Source organism: Aeromicrobium sp. PE09-221, assembly GCF_002174305.1.
GTDB lineage: Bacteria > Actinomycetota > Actinomycetes > Propionibacteriales > Nocardioidaceae > Aeromicrobium.
Window position 1 is genome coordinate 46,233 of record NZ_MIJB01000015.1, and the last position, 21,099, is coordinate 67,331.

General features: G+C 67.2%; 20 protein-coding genes. 7 read left to right on the plus strand and 13 right to left on the minus strand.

Annotated features, from left to right (window positions below):
• Nucleotides 1-7: 7 nt before the first annotated feature.
• From npdG to BHE97_RS08560, 7 genes are all read right to left on the minus strand, one after another.
• Nucleotides 8-727, minus strand: a complete 720-nt coding sequence (gene npdG, locus BHE97_RS08530) for an NADPH-dependent F420 reductase (protein WP_236757596.1) — start codon at nucleotides 725-727, stop codon at nucleotides 8-10.
• Nucleotides 724-1,647: a coenzyme F420-0:L-glutamate ligase gene (cofE, locus tag BHE97_RS08535; RefSeq protein ID WP_087623611.1), complete on the minus strand. Its 924-nt coding sequence runs from the start codon at nucleotides 1,645-1,647 to the stop codon at nucleotides 724-726. The genes npdG and cofE overlap by 4 nt, the downstream gene beginning before the upstream one ends.
• 1 nt (nucleotide 1,648) lies before the next feature.
• Nucleotides 1,649-2,626: a 2-phospho-L-lactate transferase gene (cofD, locus tag BHE97_RS08540; RefSeq protein WP_087623612.1), complete on the minus strand. Its 978-nt coding sequence runs from the start codon at nucleotides 2,624-2,626 to the stop codon at nucleotides 1,649-1,651.
• Between the two features lie 16 nt (nucleotides 2,627-2,642).
• Entirely contained in the window at nucleotides 2,643-3,473 is an 831-nt protein-coding gene (locus tag BHE97_RS08545; protein ID WP_201791369.1) for an SDR family NAD(P)-dependent oxidoreductase, read from the minus strand.
• Entirely contained in the window at nucleotides 3,470-4,303 is an 834-nt protein-coding gene (locus BHE97_RS08550; RefSeq protein ID WP_087623613.1) for an SDR family oxidoreductase, read from the minus strand. Before BHE97_RS08550 ends, BHE97_RS08545 begins: the two co-directional genes overlap by 4 nt.
• 144 nt (nucleotides 4,304-4,447) lie before the next feature.
• Nucleotides 4,448-5,557: a nitronate monooxygenase gene (locus tag BHE97_RS08555; protein ID WP_201791370.1), complete on the minus strand. Its 1,110-nt coding sequence runs from the start codon at nucleotides 5,555-5,557 to the stop codon at nucleotides 4,448-4,450.
• The gene (locus tag BHE97_RS08560) at nucleotides 5,554-7,593 is read right to left on the minus strand and encodes an acyl-CoA dehydrogenase family protein (RefSeq protein WP_087623614.1); all 2,040 of its coding nucleotides are present in this window, start codon (nucleotides 7,591-7,593) and stop codon (nucleotides 5,554-5,556) included. Before BHE97_RS08560 ends, BHE97_RS08555 begins: the two co-directional genes overlap by 4 nt.
• Nucleotides 7,594-7,645: 52 nt before the next feature.
• Between BHE97_RS08560 and BHE97_RS08565 the strand changes: the two genes are divergently transcribed.
• A complete protein-coding gene (locus tag BHE97_RS08565; RefSeq protein ID WP_201791371.1) occupies nucleotides 7,646-8,248 on the plus strand; it encodes a TetR/AcrR family transcriptional regulator in 603 nt (200 codons plus the stop codon).
• Nucleotides 8,249-8,287: 39 nt separating this feature from the next.
• Here BHE97_RS08565 and BHE97_RS08570 read toward each other — a convergent pair whose 3' ends face one another.
• Together BHE97_RS08570 and BHE97_RS08575 are read right to left on the minus strand one after the other, a co-directional pair.
• Complete coding sequence (locus BHE97_RS08570) at nucleotides 8,288-9,085, minus strand: SDR family NAD(P)-dependent oxidoreductase (RefSeq protein ID WP_170931341.1); 798 nt, start codon at nucleotides 9,083-9,085, stop codon at nucleotides 8,288-8,290.
• Nucleotides 9,078-10,730, minus strand: coding sequence for a 4Fe-4S binding protein (locus tag BHE97_RS08575; protein ID WP_087623617.1), 1,653 nt, complete (start codon nucleotides 10,728-10,730; stop codon nucleotides 9,078-9,080). Before BHE97_RS08575 ends, BHE97_RS08570 begins: the two co-directional genes overlap by 8 nt.
• Before the next feature lie 72 nt (nucleotides 10,731-10,802).
• Between BHE97_RS08575 and BHE97_RS08580 the strand changes: the two genes are divergently transcribed.
• The 5 genes from BHE97_RS08580 (at nucleotide 10,803) to BHE97_RS08600 (ending at nucleotide 15,908) form a co-directional block, all read left to right on the plus strand.
• On the plus strand, nucleotides 10,803-11,225 hold the full coding sequence (locus BHE97_RS08580; RefSeq protein ID WP_087623618.1) for a universal stress protein: 423 nt from the start codon (nucleotides 10,803-10,805) through the stop codon (nucleotides 11,223-11,225).
• Nucleotides 11,226-11,289: 64 nt separating this feature from the next.
• Nucleotides 11,290-12,912 (plus strand): NAD(P)/FAD-dependent oxidoreductase, encoded by a 1,623-nt coding sequence (locus tag BHE97_RS08585; RefSeq protein ID WP_087623619.1) that lies wholly within the window; start codon nucleotides 11,290-11,292, stop codon nucleotides 12,910-12,912.
• A gap of 12 nt (nucleotides 12,913-12,924) precedes the next feature.
• Entirely contained in the window at nucleotides 12,925-14,133 is a 1,209-nt protein-coding gene (locus tag BHE97_RS08590; RefSeq protein ID WP_087623620.1) for a CoA transferase, read from the plus strand.
• The gene (locus tag BHE97_RS08595; protein ID WP_087623621.1) at nucleotides 14,117-15,043 is read left to right on the plus strand and encodes an alpha/beta hydrolase; all 927 of its coding nucleotides are present in this window, start codon (nucleotides 14,117-14,119) and stop codon (nucleotides 15,041-15,043) included. The genes BHE97_RS08590 and BHE97_RS08595 overlap by 17 nt, the downstream gene beginning before the upstream one ends.
• A 136-nt stretch (nucleotides 15,044-15,179) precedes the next feature.
• Nucleotides 15,180-15,908, plus strand: coding sequence for an FCD domain-containing protein (locus BHE97_RS08600; RefSeq protein ID WP_201791372.1), 729 nt, complete (start codon nucleotides 15,180-15,182; stop codon nucleotides 15,906-15,908).
• 21 nt (nucleotides 15,909-15,929) lie between these two features.
• On the opposite strand, the gene BHE97_RS08605 is transcribed toward BHE97_RS08600, so the two are convergent.
• The 4 genes from BHE97_RS08605 to BHE97_RS08620 are packed head-to-tail and all read right to left on the minus strand — an operon-like array spanning nucleotide 15,930 to nucleotide 19,779.
• Nucleotides 15,930-16,733, minus strand: a complete 804-nt coding sequence (locus BHE97_RS08605; protein ID WP_087623623.1) for an amidohydrolase family protein — start codon at nucleotides 16,731-16,733, stop codon at nucleotides 15,930-15,932.
• A 4-nt stretch (nucleotides 16,734-16,737) separates the two neighbouring features.
• Nucleotides 16,738-17,487: an SDR family oxidoreductase gene (locus BHE97_RS08610; protein WP_087623624.1), complete on the minus strand. Its 750-nt coding sequence runs from the start codon at nucleotides 17,485-17,487 to the stop codon at nucleotides 16,738-16,740.
• Nucleotide 17,488: 1 nt separating this feature from the next.
• The gene (locus tag BHE97_RS08615) at nucleotides 17,489-18,616 is read right to left on the minus strand and encodes an acyl-CoA dehydrogenase family protein (protein WP_087623625.1); all 1,128 of its coding nucleotides are present in this window, start codon (nucleotides 18,614-18,616) and stop codon (nucleotides 17,489-17,491) included.
• Between the two features lie 11 nt (nucleotides 18,617-18,627).
• The gene (locus BHE97_RS08620; protein ID WP_201791373.1) at nucleotides 18,628-19,779 is read right to left on the minus strand and encodes an acyl-CoA dehydrogenase family protein; all 1,152 of its coding nucleotides are present in this window, start codon (nucleotides 19,777-19,779) and stop codon (nucleotides 18,628-18,630) included.
• A 107-nt stretch (nucleotides 19,780-19,886) separates the two neighbouring features.
• Here BHE97_RS08620 and BHE97_RS08625 point away from each other — a divergent pair, with 107 nt between their 5' ends.
• The gene (locus BHE97_RS08625; RefSeq protein WP_087623627.1) at nucleotides 19,887-21,083 is read left to right on the plus strand and encodes a thiolase family protein; all 1,197 of its coding nucleotides are present in this window, start codon (nucleotides 19,887-19,889) and stop codon (nucleotides 21,081-21,083) included.
• Nucleotides 21,084-21,099: the final 16 nt, after the last annotated feature.

Here is a 21,099-nt window from a genome sequence, read left to right on the forward strand (position 1 = left end):
TACTCCTTCACACTGCCGTGTCGACTCCGGTGATGGCGATGCCCGAGCGGGTCTTGTACCGCTTGTTCATCGAGATCAGCACGGCCGTCAACGGCTCCAGCTGACGCGCCAGACGCAGACCACCGGCATCGATGCCTCGCTTGCCCGTCACGGCGACAGCGAGATCGGCGATCAGATCCTTGGCCGCGGCGTCGTCGCCGCAGACCAGCACATCCTCGTGGCTCAACGCATCGGGTGTCTTCCACAGGGAGAGCGCCGCGACGTGATGGAACGCCCCCACCACGCGCGCCGAGGGCACCAGGCGTTGCGCCTCCTGGGCCGCGGACTCCTCCAGGACCAGGCCGTAGGGACCATCCTGATCGAATCCGAGCGGATTGACGCAGCTGATCACGACCTTGTCCGCCAGCGCCTCAGCCAGCCCGGTCACCAATTCGCCATGACCATCCCACGGGACCGCCAGCAAGACCACATCCGCATCCGCGACCACCGCCGCATTCTCACCGCCCGTGACCGCTACTCCGGCCTTCTCGGCGATCTCGTCGGCCTTCTCCCTCGCCCGACTCGCGTCCCGGGATCCGATAGCCACCTCATGACCCGCCAACGCGAACCGGTACGCCAGACCACGGCCCTGCGGACCCGTCCCACCCACCACAGCAATCCGATGTTTCGTCATCTCTCCACCCATCTTCGCGTAGTCGTGCTCTTCTGAGGACCGTGCATCACTCACGCCAGCTTCACCTCGATCGCTAGCCCATAGGCAAAGGCCACGGCCTTCACCCGTTCGCTGAGAGCGCCGGCCTCGATATCGTCGTCACCCCGTTCGATCAGCACCCTGCTGCCCTCACGGCGGCACCGCGGGGAAGCCGCCGCGAGCACCGCGTCGACGGACTCCCACTCGCCCGCCGGATCGGGAAAGCCTCGCCGCGACGTACGCAGCATGGCCGCGAGCACCGCCTCACGGGACCCGAGACCGAAGAGGTCGTGTCCCTCGTCGCGCACCAGCGCCGTTGCACCCGGCCCGTCGTCAGCTGTCAGCATGGTCGGATCGAGCCCGCGGAGGATGACGAATGGTCGACCGCCGAGTTTGCCGGACACCAGTTCCGCAGCGCCGGCGATCTCATCGGCGATCGCCGGCGCGGTGACCACGAGCGGGTTGCCATGTGCATCGGTCTGTCCGGCGAAGGACCGGATCGGCACGATACCCGCGCACCCGATCGCCATGTCCGTCTGTCCCTGACGCCACGGACGGCCCGCGGTGTCCGCGATGAGGATGCCCACGGTGACACCGGCCAGTTCCGCGATCCGGGTGCGCAACCGCCGCGCATCACCATCGGGATCGGACGGCAAAGAGATGACATGTCCATCCGCCACATTGGAGGCATCGATACCGGCCGCAGCCATCGTCAACCCGTGGTGGGTCCGCACGATCGACGTGCCACCGCGACGCGCCACGACACGATCCGTCTCGTCCGCGAGCACCTCATCGCGCGACCGCTCGGTCACAAGCCCCGCGGCCTTCGCGACGATCTTGCTCGTCACGACCACGACATCGCCCTCGGCGAGAGAGGCGGTGGCGGTGAGGATTTCCGCGAGATCGTCACCCGGCACGATCTCGCCGATGCCTTCGACCGGGATCAGCTTGACCATCTCAGCGCTCCTTCGCCAACGACCGGGCGAGCTCCAGCGCATCTTCGGCCAGTGTGCAGGTCCTGTCGTCATCGCTCATATAGAGCGGGACGGCCCGCGCGGTGATACCGGCGGACTCGATCCGCGGCACGTCCCCCGCATCGATGGTGTCGACCAGCCAGCCGTCGAGCACCCCGGTATGGAGGCGGGCGCCGTGGAACTCGGCGACACCCGCGGCGCTCACCTCGAGACCGAGCCCGCCGAGGAGCTGATCGGCCATGCCGCGTACATGGCCGCCGTCGATGATCGGCGAGACCCCGACGACCGGTGCTGGCGCACGCCGCAGGAGCTCCCGCACCCCCGGCACCCTGAGGATGGGGGCGATGGAGACGATCGGATTCGACGGAGCGATCACGATCGCGTCGGCATCCTCCACGGCCTCGATGACGCCCGGGGCCGGGACCGCCGCCTCGATACCCTCATATCTCAACGACCGGATCGGCACCTGCGCCCGGTAGCGGATCCAATACTCCTGGAAGTGCACGTCCCGCTCGCCCTCAGGAGTCTCGACGACCAGGCGCGTGGCGACCTCGTCATCGGTCATCGGAACGAGGCGGACACCGGGACGCCATCGGTCACACAGGCCTTCGGTGACCTGCGACAGCGTCAGCCCTGAGCGCAGTCGACTGGACCGGACCAGGTGGGTGCCGAGATCCCGATCGCCGAGACCGAACCAGGACTCGGCCTCTCCGTAGTACTCCAGCTCCTGCCGGACATTCCATGTCTCATCCTGGCGGCCCCAGCGTCTCTCGGGGTCGATGCCGCCGCCGAGGGTGTACATGACCGAGTCGAGATCGGGGCACACGCGGACGCCGAAGATCCAGAGATCGTCCGCGGTGTTGACGACGGCGGTGATATCGGCATCGGGACGTGCCGCGCGGATGCCCTCCAGGAAACGCGCTCCCCCGATCCCGCCGGTGAGCACCACGATGTTCTGCATGACCTCAGTGTCGCGTTCAGTCGACCTCGACGTCGTCGCGGACCCCTCGCCATGCGGTGGTGCCGCCGTCGACCGGGAGGTTCGCACCGGTGATGAAGGACGCATCGTCGCTGGCCAGGAAGCAGACCGCGGCGGCGATCTCCTCCACCTCACCGAAGCGCGGTAGCAGATGCGTGCCGTACATGGCGCGGGCACGGGCGATCTTGTCGTCGGCGGCGTCCAGATGCGATTGACTCATCGGCGTGCGGATCGAGCCGGGCGAGAAGGCGTTGACCCGGATGTGCGGTGCCAGGCCGACCGCCGCCGTCCGTGTCAGCTGCAGGACGGCCGCCTTGCTGACGGAGTAGGCCGTCATCGGCGAGCCGTTCATGCCCGCGACGGACGCGGCGTTGACGATGGAGGGACCTCGAGAAGACTCCATCAGGTAGGGCGTGGCCGCCTTGATCGCGAGCCAGACGGCCTTGAGGTTGATGTCCATGACGGCATCCCACGCCGTCTCCTCGAGTTCGTGCACGCGAACGCGATCGGGATCGGTGAACACGTGGTCGAGCACGCCCGCATTGTTCACGAGCGTGTCCAGGCCACCCGCCCGCCGCGCGAAGTCGTCGACCATCGCGGTGACCTGCTCACCACGCGCCAGATCCACCTCGATCTCGGAGACCTGCGTACCGAGGCCCTCGAGCTCCACTGCGAGGGTGCGCAGACCGTCGACATCGCGGTCGGCGATGCCGGCATGGGCGGCTCCGCGGCGTGCGACCTCCAGGGCGATCTCGCGCCCCATCCCCTGTGCGGCACCGGTGATGAGGATGCGCTTGCCATCGAGCATGTCGTGTCCCTTCGAGGTCATGAGGTCCGCCCTCCTTCGAGCAGGGCGCCGCGGCCGGCGTGGGTCGGCTGGGCGAAGGCGGCCGAACCGGAGGCATGGGTGTAGCCGGCGTCGACGAAGACCTCGCTGCCGGTCATATATCGGGCGTCCTCGCTAGCGAGGAAGGCCATCGCTCCGGCAATGTCATCGGGCTGGCCGGCGCGGTCGAGCATCGCCGATGATGTCATCGTCTCCGTGGCCTGGTCGAGGGCCGTCGCATCGCCGGTGATCGCCGCCGCCGTCATGGGTGAGACCACCGCTCCGGGCACGACGGTGTTGACCCGGATGCCGAAGGGTCTCAGCTCGGCCGCGACGGAGCGGACCAGACCGATCACACCCGCCTTCGTGGCGCTGTAGACGTGGGGTCCGGCTCCCCCGATGATCCCACCGGGACTGGCGGTGACGATGATGCTGCCGCTGCGTTGCGGCTGCATCACGCGCGCAGCGTGCTTAAGGCACAGGATGACACCGCGCAGGTTCACCGCGATCGTCAGATCGACATCGGCGGTGCGTTGTTCGGAGATCGGGCCGATCGCGCCGAAGACGGCGGCATTGGCGACGAAGACGTCCAGGCGCCCATGCCGCTCCTGGACGGTATCGACGAGTCCGGCGATGCTGTTCTCATCGGTGACATCGGTGGCCACGAACTCGGCTCGGTCACCGAGCCGACCGGCGAGTTCGCGAGCAGGGTCGGCCTGCACGTCGGCGATGACGACATGGGCGCCCTCGTCGACGAACCGGGCGACTGTCGCTGCACCGATCCCGGTAGCACCTCCGGTGACGATGACCACGGCTTGGTTCAGTCCACGCATACTGGCCTCCTAATCCATGCTAACGATATATATAGAAAGGCCTCACGGCTAGGGCGCACCGATAATCGCGGCCTCGTCGAAGTAGCGGGGTGGCGCACGAGGAGACCCTGCGAGCACGTGAGCGGCCGGCACCGCGCCGCTGGGTCAGTGCGGACCGCGGAGCTCGCCGATCGCCGCGAGGCAACCTGCCACCATGTCGTCGACGATCTGCCGCGTCGGGCGGAGCTCGGTCATCCGGCCGACCACCTGGCCGACGAAGAAGGACGTCAGGTCACCGACATCGCGGCCCTCCTCCGCCGCAGCCTCGATGAGCGCCCAGGCATCCTTCGACAACAGCAGCTGTTGGTCCATCGGCAGGATCTCGGGCGCATCCGAGCGCTCCCAGGCATCATGCCAGGCCGATCTGAGCTGACGCGCGGGCTTGCCCGTCCGGGCGGCGGAACGCACCGTGTCGCCGCTGCCGGCTCGCAGCAACCGCCGCTTCACCGTCATCGGCGTGACGTCCTCCTCACTCGCGAGCCACACCGAACCGCACCAGGCCCCGGCCGCCCCCAACGCGAGGCTCGCGGCGAGCTGCCGTCCGTCGGCGATCCCGCCCGCCGCCAGCACCGGCACGTCACCGGCGAGGTCGACGATCTCCGGGGTCAACACCATCGTGGCGATCGAGCCGGTGTGGCCACCGGCCTCGGTGCCCTGGGCGACGAGCAGGTCGACTCCGAGATCGAGTTGCCGGCGAGCGTGTGCGGAGGAGCCGATGAGCGCCGCCACCAGCACGTCCTCGGCGTGGGCACGCTCGACCAGACGGGCCGGGGCCGGCCCGAGGGCATTGGCCACGAGTGCCGGACGATGCGCGAAGGTCACGTCGAGCAGCGCTTCCACCCCGGCCGAGGAGATCGAGGTGGTCGTCGTCGAGCCATGACCGAGCGCACCGAGCCCTGGTGCCTCGATCCCGTGCTCGGCAAGCAGATCCCTGACGAACTCGATGTGCGAGGAGGGAAGCGGACTCCTCGCCGACTCCGTCATCGGACCGGGTGGCACGAGGAGATCGACCCCGAAAGGCGCCCCACCGCACCGCTCCGCGATCCACGTGAGGTGACGATCGAGCTCATCGGGGCCGTACGGTGTGGCCGCCAGGACGCCCAGACCGCCAGCGGAACTCACCTCGGCGACGACACCGGGTGATCGACTGAACCCGGCGAGGGGGAGATCGAGCCCCAGCATCCTCGTGAACCGCGTGTCGACGATCACACTCACCGCGGCAGCCCCATCGCCCGAGCGATGATGCCTCGCTGGATGTCATTGGTGCCGCCACCGATCACGTACATCGGGGCCAGTCTCAACATGGCCTCATAACGGCCCTCGAGGACGGCCTCGGGACCCAGCAGATCGAGTGCCGTGCGGCCGAACTCCTCGGCAAGATGCCCGCTGAGCACCGCCGACACGGGTCCGAGAATCCGGGCCTCATCACCGTCCATCGCCCGGGTGGCCTTCACCACGAGGACCCGAGCCGCCTGAAGACGCGCTGCTACCGACCCGAGCCGGTCGACGGCGACCGGGTCGATATCGCGACGCCCGCGCACCTCGCGCAGCAGAGCATCGAAATGGCCGAGGAGCGTCGCGGCGATACCGCCCATCAGCACGCGTTCGGCGGCAAGGGCATCGGTGATGACCCGCCAGCCGTCGTTGACCTCACCGACGCGAGCTGTGTCCGGGACACGGACATCATCGTAGAAGACCGAACAGGAGATCTCCCCGGACAGCGCCCGGTGTTGCTGCACGGTGATACCCGGCGTGTCCATCGGCACCAGGAAGATCGTGATCCCGGCGTGACGCGGCTGCGCCTCCGGATCCGTGCGCACCGCCAGCCATACGTGTGAGGCCGTGTGGGCACGCGTGGTCCACAGCTTCTGCCCGCGGATCACCCAGTCATCGCCCTCACGCACGGCTCGAGTGCTGAGTGAAGCGAGATCCGAGCCGGCTTCGGGTTCGGAATATCCCAAGCAGAAGGCCATGCGGCCCTCCCGCAGGAGGGGCAGGAAGTCCGCCTTCTGCTCGGCACTGCCGTGACGCAGCAGCGAGTGCCCGATCAGCATGGTCGCGCTCATCGCCCGGTCGACGGGACCGCCGGCGTATTTCATCTCCTCGTTGAGCACCACCTGCTCTTCCAACGAAGCGGCACGTCCCCCGTGCTCCCGCGGCCATGAGAGGGCGAAGAGGCCCGCGGCGGCGGCAGCGGCCCGCACCCCCTCAGTGTCGAAACCGTCCTCTCGCCGGTGAGCATCGAGGAGCTCGCGTATCTCCCGGCGCAACCGCTCGGCCCTCTCCCCGAGATCGAGCGATGGCAGACCACCGCCTTCGGCGAGGAGCAAGGTGGGGAGTCCGTACGACGCCGCGACAGCTCCTTCGAGCGAACGCAGTCGCGACACCTCGGCGTGGACGAAGCGGAACAGCCACGCCACCTCGTGCTCGTCGAAATATCCGATCGCGCCGAGCGTGTGCTGGGCCCCGGCGAGGACATCGACCGCGTGATCGCGGGCGTGACGCGCGGCGAGGGCGCAGGCGAGCGTCGCCGGACCTCGCATCGCACTCCGCGTGGCCTCCTCGACGAGCGCATCGTGGGCAAGCACGTCGATCTGCCCGGTGGCGACTCTCTGCTGTACGGCGCCGAAGGAACCGATGGCCTTTCCGAACTGGCGCCGCGTAGTGGAGTGCTCGACCGCGAGTCGATGGGCGCGACGGCAGGCGCCGCCGAGTCGCGCAGCGGACGCGAGCCGCAGCACGGCGATGCTCTCCTCCACGAGACCGGGATCGACCTGCAGGTCTTCGGCGGTACCCACCGTCACACGAGACCAGTCGGGCACGGGGAGACCGGGCGCGGGAGTCGAGCGCTCGACCGGCAGGAGTCGTGCCCCCGGTCCGATGGCATCGAGTTCGATCACATGGGTCGCTTCGACCGGGACAAGCGCCTCGGCGGCTCGGCCGACACAGACGACGGGACGGACGGTACCGGTTTCCAGGTCCAGGCCGGGCACCAGGAGCGACGCGACATAGGCGTCGGCGAGCGGGAGGGGACAGGCTCGCTCGCCGAGGATGCCCTCGGCGGCGATGAGACAGTCGATCGCTCCGGCGGAGCCGAGTTCGAACCATCCCTGCTGTGCCGCCACAGCGCGCAGCTTCTCGAGGTCTGCCACCGGCGCTGCAGTGGCATCGGGCCACACGGCTTCGAGCGCGCCCTCCACCGACCGTACGAAATCGCGAACCTCGGGATTTACTGATCGACTATCGTTCATGAACGAAATACTGAACGATGGCCGTCTGAAATACAAGCGGTACCCTCGCGCTGTGGAAAGCACCTCCCCGGGCCGGCCGCGCGACCCCGCCGTGGACGAGCGGATCACGGCGGCTGCCGTCGAGGTCTTCGCCCGGCAGGGGTGGACCGGCTTCAGCCTCGATGCCGTCGCGCGCACCGCCGGGGTCGGGAAGGCCTCGATTTACCTGCGCTGGAGCGACAAGGAGGCACTACTGACCGATGCCATGGCGGCCGTGTTCGCACCGATCGCCCATATCGACTCCGGCACATTGCGCGGCGACCTCGAACAGCTCGCCGCCCTCCTGTTGACCCTCTATGCCGACGGGGTGCGCGGAACGGCCGCGCGACGCATCGTCGTCGAGTCGGAGGTGACAGAGACGGTGCGCGATCGCTGGGCGACCGTACGGTCCGAGCAGATCGCCACCACCCGCGCGATCGTCCGCCGGGCGGTCGAGCGGGGTGAGCTCGCGACCGATGCCCCGGTCGCCCTCCTCCTCGACAGCCTCTGCGGCGCGGCGATGCTCCATCCCGTCGCAGTGCCTGCCGATCACCTGACACAGGATGCGCTCGCACGCCATGCCGCTGCGATGGTCGACTTCGTCCTCGCGGGGGCCGCCGCCTACACCCGCAGGTAAGCGGCGGACGTGCCTCTTCAACGCGATCGCGACTATGCATCAGGACGCAGGATGTGGAACGCCGCCGTAGTACGCCCTGCCTGCGGAACCGGGCACCGCATCACCGCCGTCGATGACCACGGTCGCGCCGTTGACCCGGTGGGCACGGGAAAGGAAGTACGCGGCCTCTGCGACATCCTCGCTCGTGGTGGGCACGCCGGACGAGGATCGTGAGGCCAGCTGCTCGTAGGCGCGCTCCACATCGGCGGGCCCGGTGCCGACGAGGCCGGCCGACAGTGAGCTCACCGTGGCACCGGGAGCCACCGCATTGGCGGTCAGCCCGTACGGCGCGATCTCGACGGCCACGGACTCCACGAGGCCCTTCACCGCGTGCTTCGCCGCGGTGTACAGATGGGGACCGAGACCGCCTCGCACGCTCGCGACCGAAGCCGTCGCCACGAGGGCTCCGCGACCCTGGGGGCGCATGTGCGCCACGCCGTGCTTGAAGGCCAGGAACACACTCGTGAAGAGCCGGTCCATCGTGGCCCGCGCGTCGTCCACCGCGGTGCCTTCCAGGAGGCCGGTGACACCGACCGCTCCGGCATTCGCGTACACGGCGTCCACTGCGCCGTAGGACGATGCCGCATCGAACAGCGTCATCGTGTCGGCCTCGCTGGTGGCATCGGCGGCGACGAAACAGGCCGCGGGACCGAGCTCGCGCGCGAGCGACTCACCTTGCTCCACCGCGAGATCACCGAGCACGACATGTCCGCCGGCGGCCACCACCCGGCGAGCGATCGCGGCGCCGATCCCCCGGGCGCCCCCCGTAACCACCGCCACCTGAGCGGGATCAGACATCCCCGCGACCGATCTGGACGAGGTCCTCGGCTCGGACACTCTTGATCCGCGGACGACCCTCGGGACGACCGGCCGAGCGCTCATGCCGGTCGATGCGTTTCCACGCTGCCGCATCGAGCCGATCGGGCACGAGCGTCTCGAGATCATCGCCCATGGCCAGTCCCCGGGGGATCAACCCCTCGCGCACATCGCGCAACAGGGCGGCCACCGTCTCCTGGGCGCACAACTTGTTCGTACCGATGACCCCTGAGGGACCTCGCTTGATCCAGCCCACGACATAGGCGCGCCCCGTCCACTGACCCGACGGATCGACCACCTTGCCCTCGTTATTGGGCACCACACCTCGTTCGCCGTCGAAAGGGAGCCCCGGCACCGGTTCACCGAAATAACCGACGGATCGCAGGACGAGACCACAGTCGATATCCTCGATCTCCCCTGTGGGACGCGCGGCCATGCGGCCCCCTTCCTCCACCAGTTCATTGCGGGCGATCCGCAGACCGGTCACCCGGGAGTCGCCCAGCACCCCGGTCGGCGAACTCAGGAAGCGCAGGGTCACGATGCGATCATCGGCCTCGGGTTCGGTCGCCGCCGCCTCGCCGAGCACCTCGACCTTGAGCCGTGCGATGTCATCGACAGGCTCACCGAGCACACCGTCGAGACCCTCGACCCGTACATGAACCCCGCGCGTGGCGAGCAATCCGAGCAGCTCCGGGGTGGTGAAAGCGGCCTCCGCCGGACCCCGGCGGCCCAGGACCACGACCTCGCGGATCGCCGACGAACGCAGCGCCTCGAGCGCGTGGTCGGCGATATCAGAGCGCTCCAGCGTGGTGAGATCGGCCGTCAGGATGCGGGCGACGTCGAGAGCCACATTGCCATTGCCGATGATGACCGCGCGCTCACCACTGAGATCGAATTCGTGGCCGACCGCCTCGGGATGTCCGTTGTACCAGGCCACGAAGTCAGTGGCGGAGTGGCTGCCCGGGAGATCCTCCCCCTCGATTCCAAGCCTCCGGTCACGCATCGCACCGACCGCGTAGACGACGGCGTGATAACGATCCTGAAGCTGCTCGAAGGTGAGGTCAACACCGATATCGACATTGAGGAACAACCGGAAGCCGGCCCTGCGGAACAGCGAGCCGAACTGCTCGGCGACGACCTTGGTGTCCTGATGGTCCGGGGCCACACCGTATCTCACGAGGCCGAAGGGGACCGGGAGCCGCTCGAACATGTCGATCTCCACGTCCAGGCCCTTCGTCTCCAGCAACTCCTCGGCCACATAGCACGCGGAGGGTCCCGAACCGACGACAGCGACGCGCAACGGCTCACCCCAGTCGCCATCCCACTCCCGCCTGCGGGGCGCATTGGCGGTCTGCGGATAGTCGGCATGCTCCGGGTCGAGGTAGTACCGCGCATTGATCTCCTGGTAGCGCTCCATCGACTCGGGGAGCTCGTAGTCCGGGGCGATCGCCTGGACTGGACAGACGTCCATGCAGGCGCCGCATTCGATGCAGACATCCGGGTCGATGTACAACATCTCCGCGGTGCGATAGTCCGGCTCCTCCGGAGTCGGGTGGATGCAATTGACCGGGCAGACCGGGACACACGAGGCGTCATTGCAGCAACTCCGGGTGATGACATAGGGCATTGAAGGAGACCTTCCTCACACCAACGACGATTTGAGGTATACGATAGTCATAGATTTCCCGAGGAGGAAGACATGAACCTGATCATCGTCGGCGTCGACGGCAGCGACACCGCCCTCGCTGCGGCCCGGACGGCAGCTTCGCTCGCCCATACGATGGGGGCACGCCTGCACGTGATCTCCGCCACCCCGCGCGACACGGTCGACTATGAGGACGGTCAGCACCACGTCCAAGTCGACGTGGCGGCCGAGGCCGAGCAGATCGCCCAGGAAGCGGCCGCAGCACTCAGCGACCTCGTCCCGAGCGTCACCTCGAGCGGAGTCAAGGGTCGCCCCGCCGATGCCCTCGTCAGCGAGGCCGAACGACTCGGGGCCGATCTGATCGTCGTCGGCAATCGCCGGGTACAGAGCGCGGTGGCCCGGGTCCTCGGCAGTATCGCGACCGCAGTAGCCCATCACGCACCGTGTGATGTCTATATCGCGCACACCAGCCACTAAAACTGTGGTTGCCGTCACGTCGCCTAATCCGTAGTATTCATATGCATCATTAAAGGAGGAAAACATGGCGACTCGTTCCGAGCACTCCGCAGTTCCCGAAGACCTTGACGTTCTCGTCGTCGGTGCCGGCTTCTCGGGCCTGTACAGCGTCTACCGACTGCGTGAGCTCGGTTTCCGCGTACACGGCGTCGACGCGGGTGAGGACGTCGGCGGAGTCTGGTACTGGAACCGCTACCCCGGTGCTCGGTGCGATATCGAGAGCGTCGACTATTGCTACTCCTTCTCCGATGAGCTCGTCCGCGAGTGGGACTGGACGGAACGCTATCCCGCTCAACCGGAGATCCTGAGTTACATCAACTTCGTCGCCGACAAGTTCAAGCTGCGCGACGACTTCACCTTCGGAACCCGTGTCGAGAGCGTGACGTGGAACGAGGAGGCACGTCAGTGGTCGGTGACCACCGATCATGGCGATGAGATCACCGCCTCCCACGTGATCATGGCCACGGGACAGCTCGCGGTGCCACAGTTGCCGGAGATCCCCGGCATCGAGGACTTCGCCGGGCGCACCCTTCACACGGGCGCGTGGCCCCACGAGGGCGTGGACGTCACCGGGGAACGGGTCGGGGTCATCGGGACAGGTTCCTCCGGTGTCCAGGTGATCCCCCAGCTCGCCAAACAGGCCGGCACGCTCACGGTGCTGCAGCGCACGGCTCACTTCGTGATGCCGGCCAAGAACCATCCGCTCGACCGGGAATATGCCGAGGACCTGAAGACGCGCTTCGAGGAGTACCGCGAGATCGCGCGACATCATCCCGGGGGGACACATCGCAAGATCGGCACGAAGTCCGCCCTCGAGGTATCCGAGGAGGAACTGCGAGCGACCTTCGACGCCTACTGGGACCAGGGCGGCCCGGATATTCTGGCCGCGTACACCGATCTACGCACCGATGAGCGCGCCGCCGAACGCGTCGGCGAGTTGGTCCGCGAGAAGATCCGTGAGATCGTCCACGATCCCGCCACCGCGGAGCGTCTCTGCCCACGCGGCTACCCTTTCGGTTCGAAGCGACTGGTCCTCGAGATCGACTACTACACGACCTACAACCGTGACAATGTCGAGCTGATCGACGTTCACGCCGACCCGATCGAACGGATCGCGCCACACGGAGTCGTGCTCCGCAGTGGGACCGAGATCGAACTCGACACGCTCGTGTTCGCCACCGGTTTCGATGCCTTGACCGGCGCGCTGTTCTCCGCGAACATCACCGGGGTCGGCGGTCTCACCCTGCCCGATGCCTGGAAGGACGGCCCACGCACCTATCTGGGCTTGGCCACGCACGGTTTCCCGAATATGTACTTCGTCGCGGGCGCCGGCAGTCCCTCGGTCATCAGCAATGTGCTCATCTCGATCGAGCAGCACGTCGAGTGGATCACCGACCACATCGCCTGGCTCCGTGACCAGGGCTTGGAGCGGTCCGAGGCCTCCGAGCAGGCCCAGGAGGACTGGACCCAGCACGTCTATGAGACCGCCGCGCCCACCTTGTTCATGAAGGGCAATAGCTGGTATCTCGGTGCCAATGTCCCCGGAAAGCCGCGTGTCTTCTCGCTATACCTCGGCGGAGTCGGTCGCTACCGCGAGGCGTGCGATGACGTCGCCGCCCGCGGCTACGCCGGTTTCGCGACGACCTGACTAGGAGCTGCCATGTCCGTCCCCACCTCCGCCGCACCCCTCGCCGGGGTCCGTGTCATCGAGCTCGGCTCGATGTACGCCGCCCCGACGACGGGCCGCATGCTGCGCGACTTCGGTGCCGAGGTCATCAAGGTCGAGGACCCACGCCAGGGTGATTTCGCCCGCCAGTGGCAACCTGCACACGAGGGCATGGCGATCGGCTTCGCCCGGTTGAACTCGGGTAAGCGGTCGATCGGCATCGACCTGCGCGACGAGGCGGGGCGCGATATCGTCCGCGATCTGGTCCGCGGGGCCGATGTGCTCATCGAGAACTTCCGTCCAGGTCGGCTCGAAGAGTGGGGCATGTCCTATGCCGAGCTCAGCGCCGATCGTCCGGGCCTCGTGATGACCAGGGTCAGCGGCTTCGGCCAGACCGGCCCGTATCGCCACCGCCCAGGTTTCGGGACGGTGGCCGAGACCGCCAGCGGGTTCGCCTTCCTCAACGGCTGGCCCGAGACTCCCCCGACCGCCCCGCCCTTCGGCTTCGCGGACTCGATCGCCGGCATCTCGGCGGCATTCGGCACCGCAATGGCACTCTTCCGCCGGGAGATGTCTGGCGGGATCGGCTCGGAGGTCGATGTCGCCCTGTACGAGCCGCTGATGTTCATCCTGGGCGATGCGGTGATCAACTACACCGCCACGGGGACGATCATGGAACGTCACGGCAATGCATCGGGGGCCGCCTCACCGCGAGGAATCTACCAGGCCGCCGACGACGGCTGGCTCTCCATTGCCGCCTCCAACCAGGCGATCGCCATGCGGCTATTCGAGGCGATGGGTCGTCCGGACCTCAAGACGGACGAACGCTACGCCACCAATACCGCGCGCATGGCCAATAACGCCTCCCTGCAGGAGATCGTCAGCGAGTGGGTGCGGTCACGTGATCGCGACCAGGTGTTGAAGATCCTCGAGGATCACGAAGTCGTCGCGGCGGCGGTCAACGACTCGCGCGATATCAGCGAGGACCCGCACTTCCTCGAGCGCACCCTGCAACACCTCGGCGATACCGTTCTGGGCCCGGCGCTGACTCCAGGCCCGGTGCTGCACGTCGCCGGTTACGAGGGACCGCGGTACGACGGCGTTCCGGCCGTCGGCGAGCACACCACCGAGATCCTGCGATCACTCGGCTACGACGATGGCCGACTCGAGGAACTGGCCAGCCGCCATGTCATCTCGGCGTGAGCCTCTCGATCCCGCCATCGCCGCCCTGCGCGATCACGTCCGCGCCTCCGGCGCCGCACCCCTGAGCTCCCTCTCCCCGGCGGAGGCCCGCGAGCGGGTCAGTGCTGGCGATGGCGCCTGTGACGACGGTCCCGCAGTGCGTGTGATCGAGGACATCGATATCGGTGACGCTCCGGCACTGCGGATCCGGCGCTATGACGATGGCGCATCGCGGGCGACACTCGTCTATGCCCACGGCGGGGGCTGGGTGACCGGAGATCTGGAGTATGCCGATGAACTCTGCCGTCAGTTGGCGAGTCAGGCTTCGCTGCAGGTGCTGAGCGTCGACTACAGGTTGGCCCCGGAATATCCCTTCCCGGCTGCGGTCGAGGATGTCGACACCGCGCTGAGCTGGGCGGTGATCCACGGTGGCGATCAACCCGTCTACGTGGGAGGCGACAGCGCCGGCGGCAACCTGGCCGCGACGATCGCACAACGACGCGACGAGGTGGCTGGGCTGATCGCGATCTATCCGGTGGTGGATCACGACCAGACACGAATGTCCTATCGAGAGAATGACCAGGGCTTCCCGATCGGGTCAGCCGACATGGCGTGGTTCTTCGACCATTACGCCCCCCGGGATGTCCGCGACGATCCTCGCGTCAGTCCTCTCCGCGGCATCGGAGCCGATCATCCACGGACTTTCCTCCTCACCGCGGGACATGATCCGCTGTGCGATGAGGGTTTCGCCTATGCGGAGCGGCTCGCGGCCCTAGACGTCGGCGTCGAACATCGGCATGAGCCCGCCCTCTGCCACGGTTTCCTCCGCTCGACGGGTGTCTCCGCCGGGGCACGTGCCGCTCGCGATCGTTTGGTCGTGGACATCGCGAGATTCGTCGACTCCGGCCACCTACCCACGGCGGCTCCGTAGCGCGTCCGGCGGGTCCTCCGCTCTCCCGTGTCACGCAGAGTTCGCACCCGGGGTGGATTGATGCATATGATTCGGTGAGCGACCAGCCGTCGGCAGTTCGACATCAGGGTCCAACGAAGGAAGATCGATAGTGTCTGTGGCCAATTCACGTCCGCCCAAGACGGCGATGCTGCTCGCGCAGCAGATCGTGGCGGACATCAATCGCCGGGGTAACCGTGTCGGCGACCGCCTGCCGCCGGAGCGTCTGATGCTCGAGGAGTACAACGTCGGACGCGGAACGCTCCGTGAGTCCCTGCGTTTCCTCGAACTCCAGGGCGTCATCCGTCTACGCCCCGGACCCGGTGGGGGCCCGGTGGTCCAGCAGCCCGACTCCAGCGCGCTGGCAACATCGCTCACCCTCCTTCTGCAATTCGAGAATGCCCCTTTCCGGACGATCGCCGAGTCACGGGTGGGCCTGGAGCCGATCATGGCGCGGCTCGCGGCCGAGCGCATGGATGACGATCAACTCGCCGATCTCAAGGCGAGTGTCGACACCATGAAACTCCATCTGGGCGACCAACGGGTCTTCCTGGAGGAGAACAAGCGGTTCCATGATGTGATCGCTCACGGCTCCGGCAATGCGATGTTCGGTTATCTCGTGGACGCGCTGCTCGACATCCTCGACGGTTCGGCGATCGGTATCGACTATCCCGAGGTCCGCCGCGGAGCCGTACAGGAGGCACACGCGCAGATCTACGAAGCGATCGCCGCGCGCGATCCGCTGGCGGCTTCCGAGGCGATGACCGATCACATCGATCAGTACATGCGTTATGCGGAGCGCAAGTTCCCCGATGTGCTGGATGAGCCCATCACCTGGGCCCACTGAACCGCACCGAGGGCATGCCCCTCAGCGACGCCAGGGCGACGGGACATCGAGGATGCGTGCCATGGTGCCACCGAGCACCAGCTTGACTTCGTCATCGCTGAGACCCAGCGCCTCGATCGCCGCGATCTCTTCGGCGGGACTCGTCATCGGCCAGTCCGATCCGAAGACGATGCGCTCAGCACCGTGCCGCTGGATCAGCTGTCGGACGCGCTCGGGCCGCAAGGTCGCCAGGCTCGGCGGCCATGAGGTCTCCAGGACGACATCGACCCCTTCCAGGATCTCGCGGGCGTCGTCGAAGAGCTTGTAGCCGCCGAAATGGCAGGCCATCAGCCGAAGATCCGGGAACTGCCGGGCGATGTCACGGATCATGCCCGGATTCGAGAGCGCATTGGCCTCCGGTGAGCCACCTTCTCCCACATGGGTGATGACGGCGATCTCGCTGCCGAAGGCCTCGAAGATCGACCACAGGCGCGGATCATTCAACGCGTAGCGTTGAAACAGAGGATGGATCTTGACCGCGGTGATGCCGTGCCGGCGCAGACTGGCGAGGTTGTCCTCGACCGAGAGATCCACGTGCACCGTGCCGAAGCCGAAGCGCTCCGGCGAGCGCAAACCGGCGACGAATTCGTTGACCCGGTCGACGTGCCGTGCCTCATTCGCGATGCCGAGACAGCACGATGCGTCCACGCCGCTCTCGGACATGTCCCGGGTGAGGCCGTCGACGGTCCCGTCGCCGCGCGCCACGAGTCCGGGGAGCCGATTCCCGCTCAGGGCGGCGTGGGCGATCTTGTCGGGCCAGACATGGGTATGTGCATCGATGATCATCGGATCACAGCTTTCCTGACTCTCCGCCGTCGACGACGAAGATGCCACCGGTGGTGAAGGGCGAGGCCGGTGAGACGAGCAGGGCCGCGAGCGGGACCAGTTCCGCCGGGTCCGCCATCCGTCCGGCGGGGATCTTGGCCACCCGACGGGCATGCAGGTCCGCCGATTCGGTGACGGCCTTCTGCGCCTCGGTGACGAAGGCACCCGGGGCGATGCAGTTGACTTGGACATTGTGCCGGGCCCATTCGGCCGCCAGCGCCTCGGTCATCCGGACGACAGCACCCTTGGAGGTGGAGTACCCCACCAGATAGGGCTTGCCGCGCACGCCGGTGGTCGAGGCGATATTGAGGATGCGGCCCCCGCCCTGGGCGATCATGTGACGTCCGGCTGCCTGAGCCAGCAACATCGGCGCCACCACATTGACCGTCAGAGCATCCCGCCATATCTGCGGATCCTGATCGACGAACTTCCCTGCGGGGGCGACCCCGGCGTTATTGATCAGACCGTCGATCCGCCCGTGTCGAGCGATGACCTCGGGCACCACGGCCGATACCGAGGATTCCTCGCTCATATCGGCCGGAATCGTGCTGATCCGGCCATGCCCCTGCGCGGCGACCTCCTCCAGGCTTGCCACTGATCGTGCCGCCGCGACGACGTGAGCGCCCTCGGCCGCCAGCGCGATGGCCATGGCCGCCCCGAGCCCTCGGCTCGCACCCGTCACCAGCACGACGGTGTCGCGCAGTCCGAGTTCCATCTCAGCTTCCCTTCTTGACGAGGCGACGCGCGAGCGAGTCCAGCAGGACTTCCGTGGCACCCTCGTAGACCCGCAGCGGACGGGCATTGCGGTAGAGACGCTCGATCGTGCTGCCGCGCACGAGCCCGAAACGCCCCATCGTCTGGACCGAACGGTCCACGACCCGGCCGGCCGTCTCAGTCGCGCTGACCTTGGCCATCGAGGAGAAGTCCAGATGACCCAGTGGATCATCCGTGGCCAGTGCGGCGGCACGGTAGACGAATGAGCGGGCGGCCTCGATCTCCGTCCAGGAGAGTGCGAGCGACTGCGAGACCGCACCCAGCTCCGCCAGCGGGCGTCCGAATTGCGAACGCTCCTGTGCGTGGCGCACCGCCTCGTCGAGCGCGGCCTGGGCCAGCCCGACACCCGAGGCGGCGACCGTGACGCGAAAGACCGCGAGCGTCTGCAGCATGAGTGAGAAGGCCTTGCCCGGCACGCCCAGACGGTTGGCAGCCGGCACGCGCACCTGGTCGAAGGTGAGTTCACCGAGGATGTGCGGTGCCATCAGGTCCGCCCCCGGCTGGATGTTCAGCCCAGCACTCTCGGCGGGCACCAGCACCATCGAATAACCGTCGTCCTCGCGCGCGAGTACGCAGTAGAAGTCAGCCGCCCCGCCGTTGGTGATGAAGGACTTGCGGCCGTCGATGACGACATCATCGCCGTCGGCGACCAGGCTCGTGGTGATCGCGCGGAGGTCCGATCCCACATCCGGTTCGGTCAGGGCCAGACCCGCGATGGCGTCGAGTGTGGCGACCCGTGGCAGCCACTGCTCCCTGAGCTCCTCCGAGCCTCCCATCGAGAGCGAGTAGCTGCCGACGCCCTGCATCCCGAATAACGAATCGAGGTGAGCGGAGGAGTACATCAACGCTTCACGGACCACGGCGATCGCGAGCGGGTCGAGCCGTTCGCTCGCACCACCATAGGCCGCCGGCACCACGTGCCGCGCCAGCCCACTCTCACGCAGTTCCGCAAGCACACCCGGGTGCACCTGCGTGTACTCATCGGCCTCGGCGGCATAGGGAGCAACCGCCTCGGCGACGGCGCGCGCACGCGACTGGATATCGCGCTGCTCTTGTGTCAGATCGAACATGGCTCTCTTTCTCAGGCTCGCTGATCGAACTTGCGACCCAGCAGCTCCGACACGATACGGATCCGCTGCATCGTGGGAGTGCCGCCGGCGATCGCCCAGCCATGGGCGTCCCGATGCAGCCGCTCGATGCCGTACTCCTCGGTGTAACCATTGCCTCCATGCAACTGCATGGCGATATCGGTGACGCGCTTGGCCATCTCATTGGCCGTGCACTTGGCCAACGAGACCTGATACGAGTCCGGAAGCCCCACACCCGCCGAGGCGGCGGCCCGATCGCGTAGGAGCCGAGCGGCCTCGACTTGCAGTGCCATGTCCGCCAGCAGCACCTGGACGCTCTGGAACTCCACGAGCGGCTTGCCGAACTGCTCACGCTCCTGGACGTACTGCACGGTCTTGTCGAGTGCGGCCTGCCCGATCGCGATGCTCATCGTCGTGTTGCCCAGGCGCTCCACGGAGAAGACCCCGAAGAGTTTGGAGAAATCACCGGCGGGAACAACGATGTTCTCGGCTGGGACCCGGACATTGTCGAAGTAGATATCGGCTGAGGGGATGCCCCGGAAGCCCATCAGGCGCTCGCCAGCACCGAAGCTCAGCCCGGGCGTGCCCTTCTCGACCAGGACCGCGCCGATGCCCTTCGCACCCGGCGCATCGGAGAGCCGGCAGTAGACGAGGTACTGGTCGGCCTCGCCACCATTGGAGATCCAGCGTTTGGCGCCGTTGATGACGAGATGATCAGCCTCGGCCTTGGCGGCGGTGACCATGTCGGTCGCCGCCGAGCCGGCATCCGGTTCCGAGATCGCGACCGCCATCGTCTTGGCACCGGTGACGATGTCCGGCAACCAGCGCCGTTTCTGTTCTTCCGTGCCCAGGTGTGAGATGACCTGCGCCGGGCCGGTATTGGCCTCGAAGACCTGAAACGCGGCCGGGCGGCACACTTTGCCGAACTCCTCGACTACGGCTAGCGCCTGCTCTAGGGGAGCGCCGGAACCCCCATAGGCCTCCGGATGGGCGATGCCGAGGAAGCCCAGAGCCCCCAGCTCCATTCGCTGCTCGCGTGTGATCGCCTTGCGCTGCACGTCCAATTCCTCCGCGATCGGCGCGTACCGATCACGTGCCACCTGCGCCGCGAGCGACCGGATCTCTGCCAGATCATCGTGAGCCACGACGACCACCTCCTCAAGTGGTAATGATTATCCTGATTTAGCCGACCCGGGTCAACAGGGATCCGGACGACGTGACACACAGATGACTATCATGATAATAGTTAGCTATGTCACTCCAGCCCCGCGACATCGTCATCGTCGACGCCGTCCGCACCGCGAGCGGCAAGGGCCGCACCGGCGGTGGCCTCGCCGAGATCCATCCGGTCGACCTGCTCGCCCAGACGCTCCAGCAGCTGGTGCAGAGGACCCCCGAGCTCGACCCCAGCGAGGTCGACGATGTCATCATCGGCTGCGTCTCCCAGGTGGGCGAGCAATCGGCCACCCCAGGCCGGATGGCCTGGCTCGGGGCCGGCTTCCCCGCCCATGTGCCCGCCACGACGATCGACCGCAAATGCGGGTCGAGCCAGCAGGCGGTGCATTTCGCTGCTCAGGGCATCGCCGCCGGTTCCTATGACATCGCCATCGCCGGAGGCGTGGAGTCGATGAGCCGCGTCGTCATGGGATCAGCGCGCATGGATGCCGATCCCTTCGGCACCATGGTCACCGAACGCTACTCACCCGGACTGGTCGCACAGGGTGTCGCCGCAGACCTCGTCGCGGCGCGATGGAAGCTCGAGCGCGAGGACCTCGACCGCTATGCGGCCGAGTCACATCGCCGTGCTGCCGCGGCCCTCGAGAACGGTTCCTTCGCCCGCGAGACGATCTCCGTCACCACCCCGACCGGCGTATTCGACCGGGACGAGACCGTTCGCCCCGGCAGCACGGTCGAGAAGCTTGCGACCCTGAAGAGCGTCTTCGGCACCGATGAGCTCGCCGAGCGGTTCCCCGATGTCGAATGGAACACGACCGCGGGCAATTCATCACAGATCACCGACGGCGCCAGCGTGCTGCTCATGATGGCCGCCGAGCGTGCCGCCCGGCTCGGGCTCACGCCCCGGGCCCGCATCCACACGATGTCGGTCGTCGGCGACGACCCACTGCTCATGCTCACCGCGCCGATCCCGGCGACGCATCGCGTGCTCACCCGCTCGGGACTCACCCTCGACGAGATCGATCACATCGAGATCAACGAGGCCTTCGCCTCGGTACCACTCGCCTGGATGGCCGAATTCGGTGAGGCCGATCCCGCACGGGTCAATCCCCGCGGAGGCGCGATCGCACTCGGTCACCCGCTCGGCGCCTCCGGTGCCCGGTTGATGACCACCATGCTGCACGCGCTGGAGGACGAGCGGAGCCGCTATGGCTTGCAGCTCATGTGCGAGGCGGGCGGCATGGCCAATGCCACCATCATCGAACGCCTCTGACTCAGAGGAAGAGAGG

Bases quoted from the DNA above. Each gene is read 5' to 3' on its own strand.
- cofD (WP_087623612.1), bottom strand. From the start codon at position 2,626: ATGCAGAACATCGTGGTGCTCACCGGCGGGATCGGGGGAGCGCGTTTC.
- BHE97_RS08560 (WP_087623614.1), bottom strand. From the start codon at position 7,593: ATGAACGATAGTCGATCAGTAAATCCCGAGGTTCGCGATTTCGTACGG.
- BHE97_RS08545 (WP_201791369.1), bottom strand. From the start codon at position 3,473: ATGACCTCGAAGGGACACGACATGCTCGATGGCAAGCGCATCCTCATC.
- BHE97_RS08575 (WP_087623617.1), bottom strand. From the start codon at position 10,730: ATGCCCTATGTCATCACCCGGAGTTGCTGCAATGACGCCTCGTGTGTC.
- cofE (WP_087623611.1), bottom strand. From the start codon at position 1,647: ATGGTCAAGCTGATCCCGGTCGAAGGCATCGGCGAGATCGTGCCGGGT.
- BHE97_RS08595 (WP_087623621.1), top strand. From the start codon at position 14,117: ATGTCATCTCGGCGTGAGCCTCTCGATCCCGCCATCGCCGCCCTGCGC.
- BHE97_RS08570 (WP_170931341.1), bottom strand. From the start codon at position 9,085: ATGTCTGATCCCGCTCAGGTGGCGGTGGTTACGGGGGGCGCCCGGGGG.
- BHE97_RS08615 (WP_087623625.1), bottom strand. From the start codon at position 18,616: ATGTTCGATCTGACACAAGAGCAGCGCGATATCCAGTCGCGTGCGCGC.
- BHE97_RS08590 (WP_087623620.1), top strand. From the start codon at position 12,925: ATGTCCGTCCCCACCTCCGCCGCACCCCTCGCCGGGGTCCGTGTCATC.
- BHE97_RS08580 (WP_087623618.1), top strand. From the start codon at position 10,803: ATGAACCTGATCATCGTCGGCGTCGACGGCAGCGACACCGCCCTCGCT.
- BHE97_RS08610 (WP_087623624.1), bottom strand. From the start codon at position 17,487: ATGGAACTCGGACTGCGCGACACCGTCGTGCTGGTGACGGGTGCGAGC.
- BHE97_RS08605 (WP_087623623.1), bottom strand. From the start codon at position 16,733: ATGATCATCGATGCACATACCCATGTCTGGCCCGACAAGATCGCCCAC.
- BHE97_RS08585 (WP_087623619.1), top strand. From the start codon at position 11,290: ATGGCGACTCGTTCCGAGCACTCCGCAGTTCCCGAAGACCTTGACGTT.
- BHE97_RS08625 (WP_087623627.1), top strand. From the start codon at position 19,887: ATGTCACTCCAGCCCCGCGACATCGTCATCGTCGACGCCGTCCGCACC.
- BHE97_RS08550 (WP_087623613.1), bottom strand. From the start codon at position 4,303: ATGCGTGGACTGAACCAAGCCGTGGTCATCGTCACCGGAGGTGCTACC.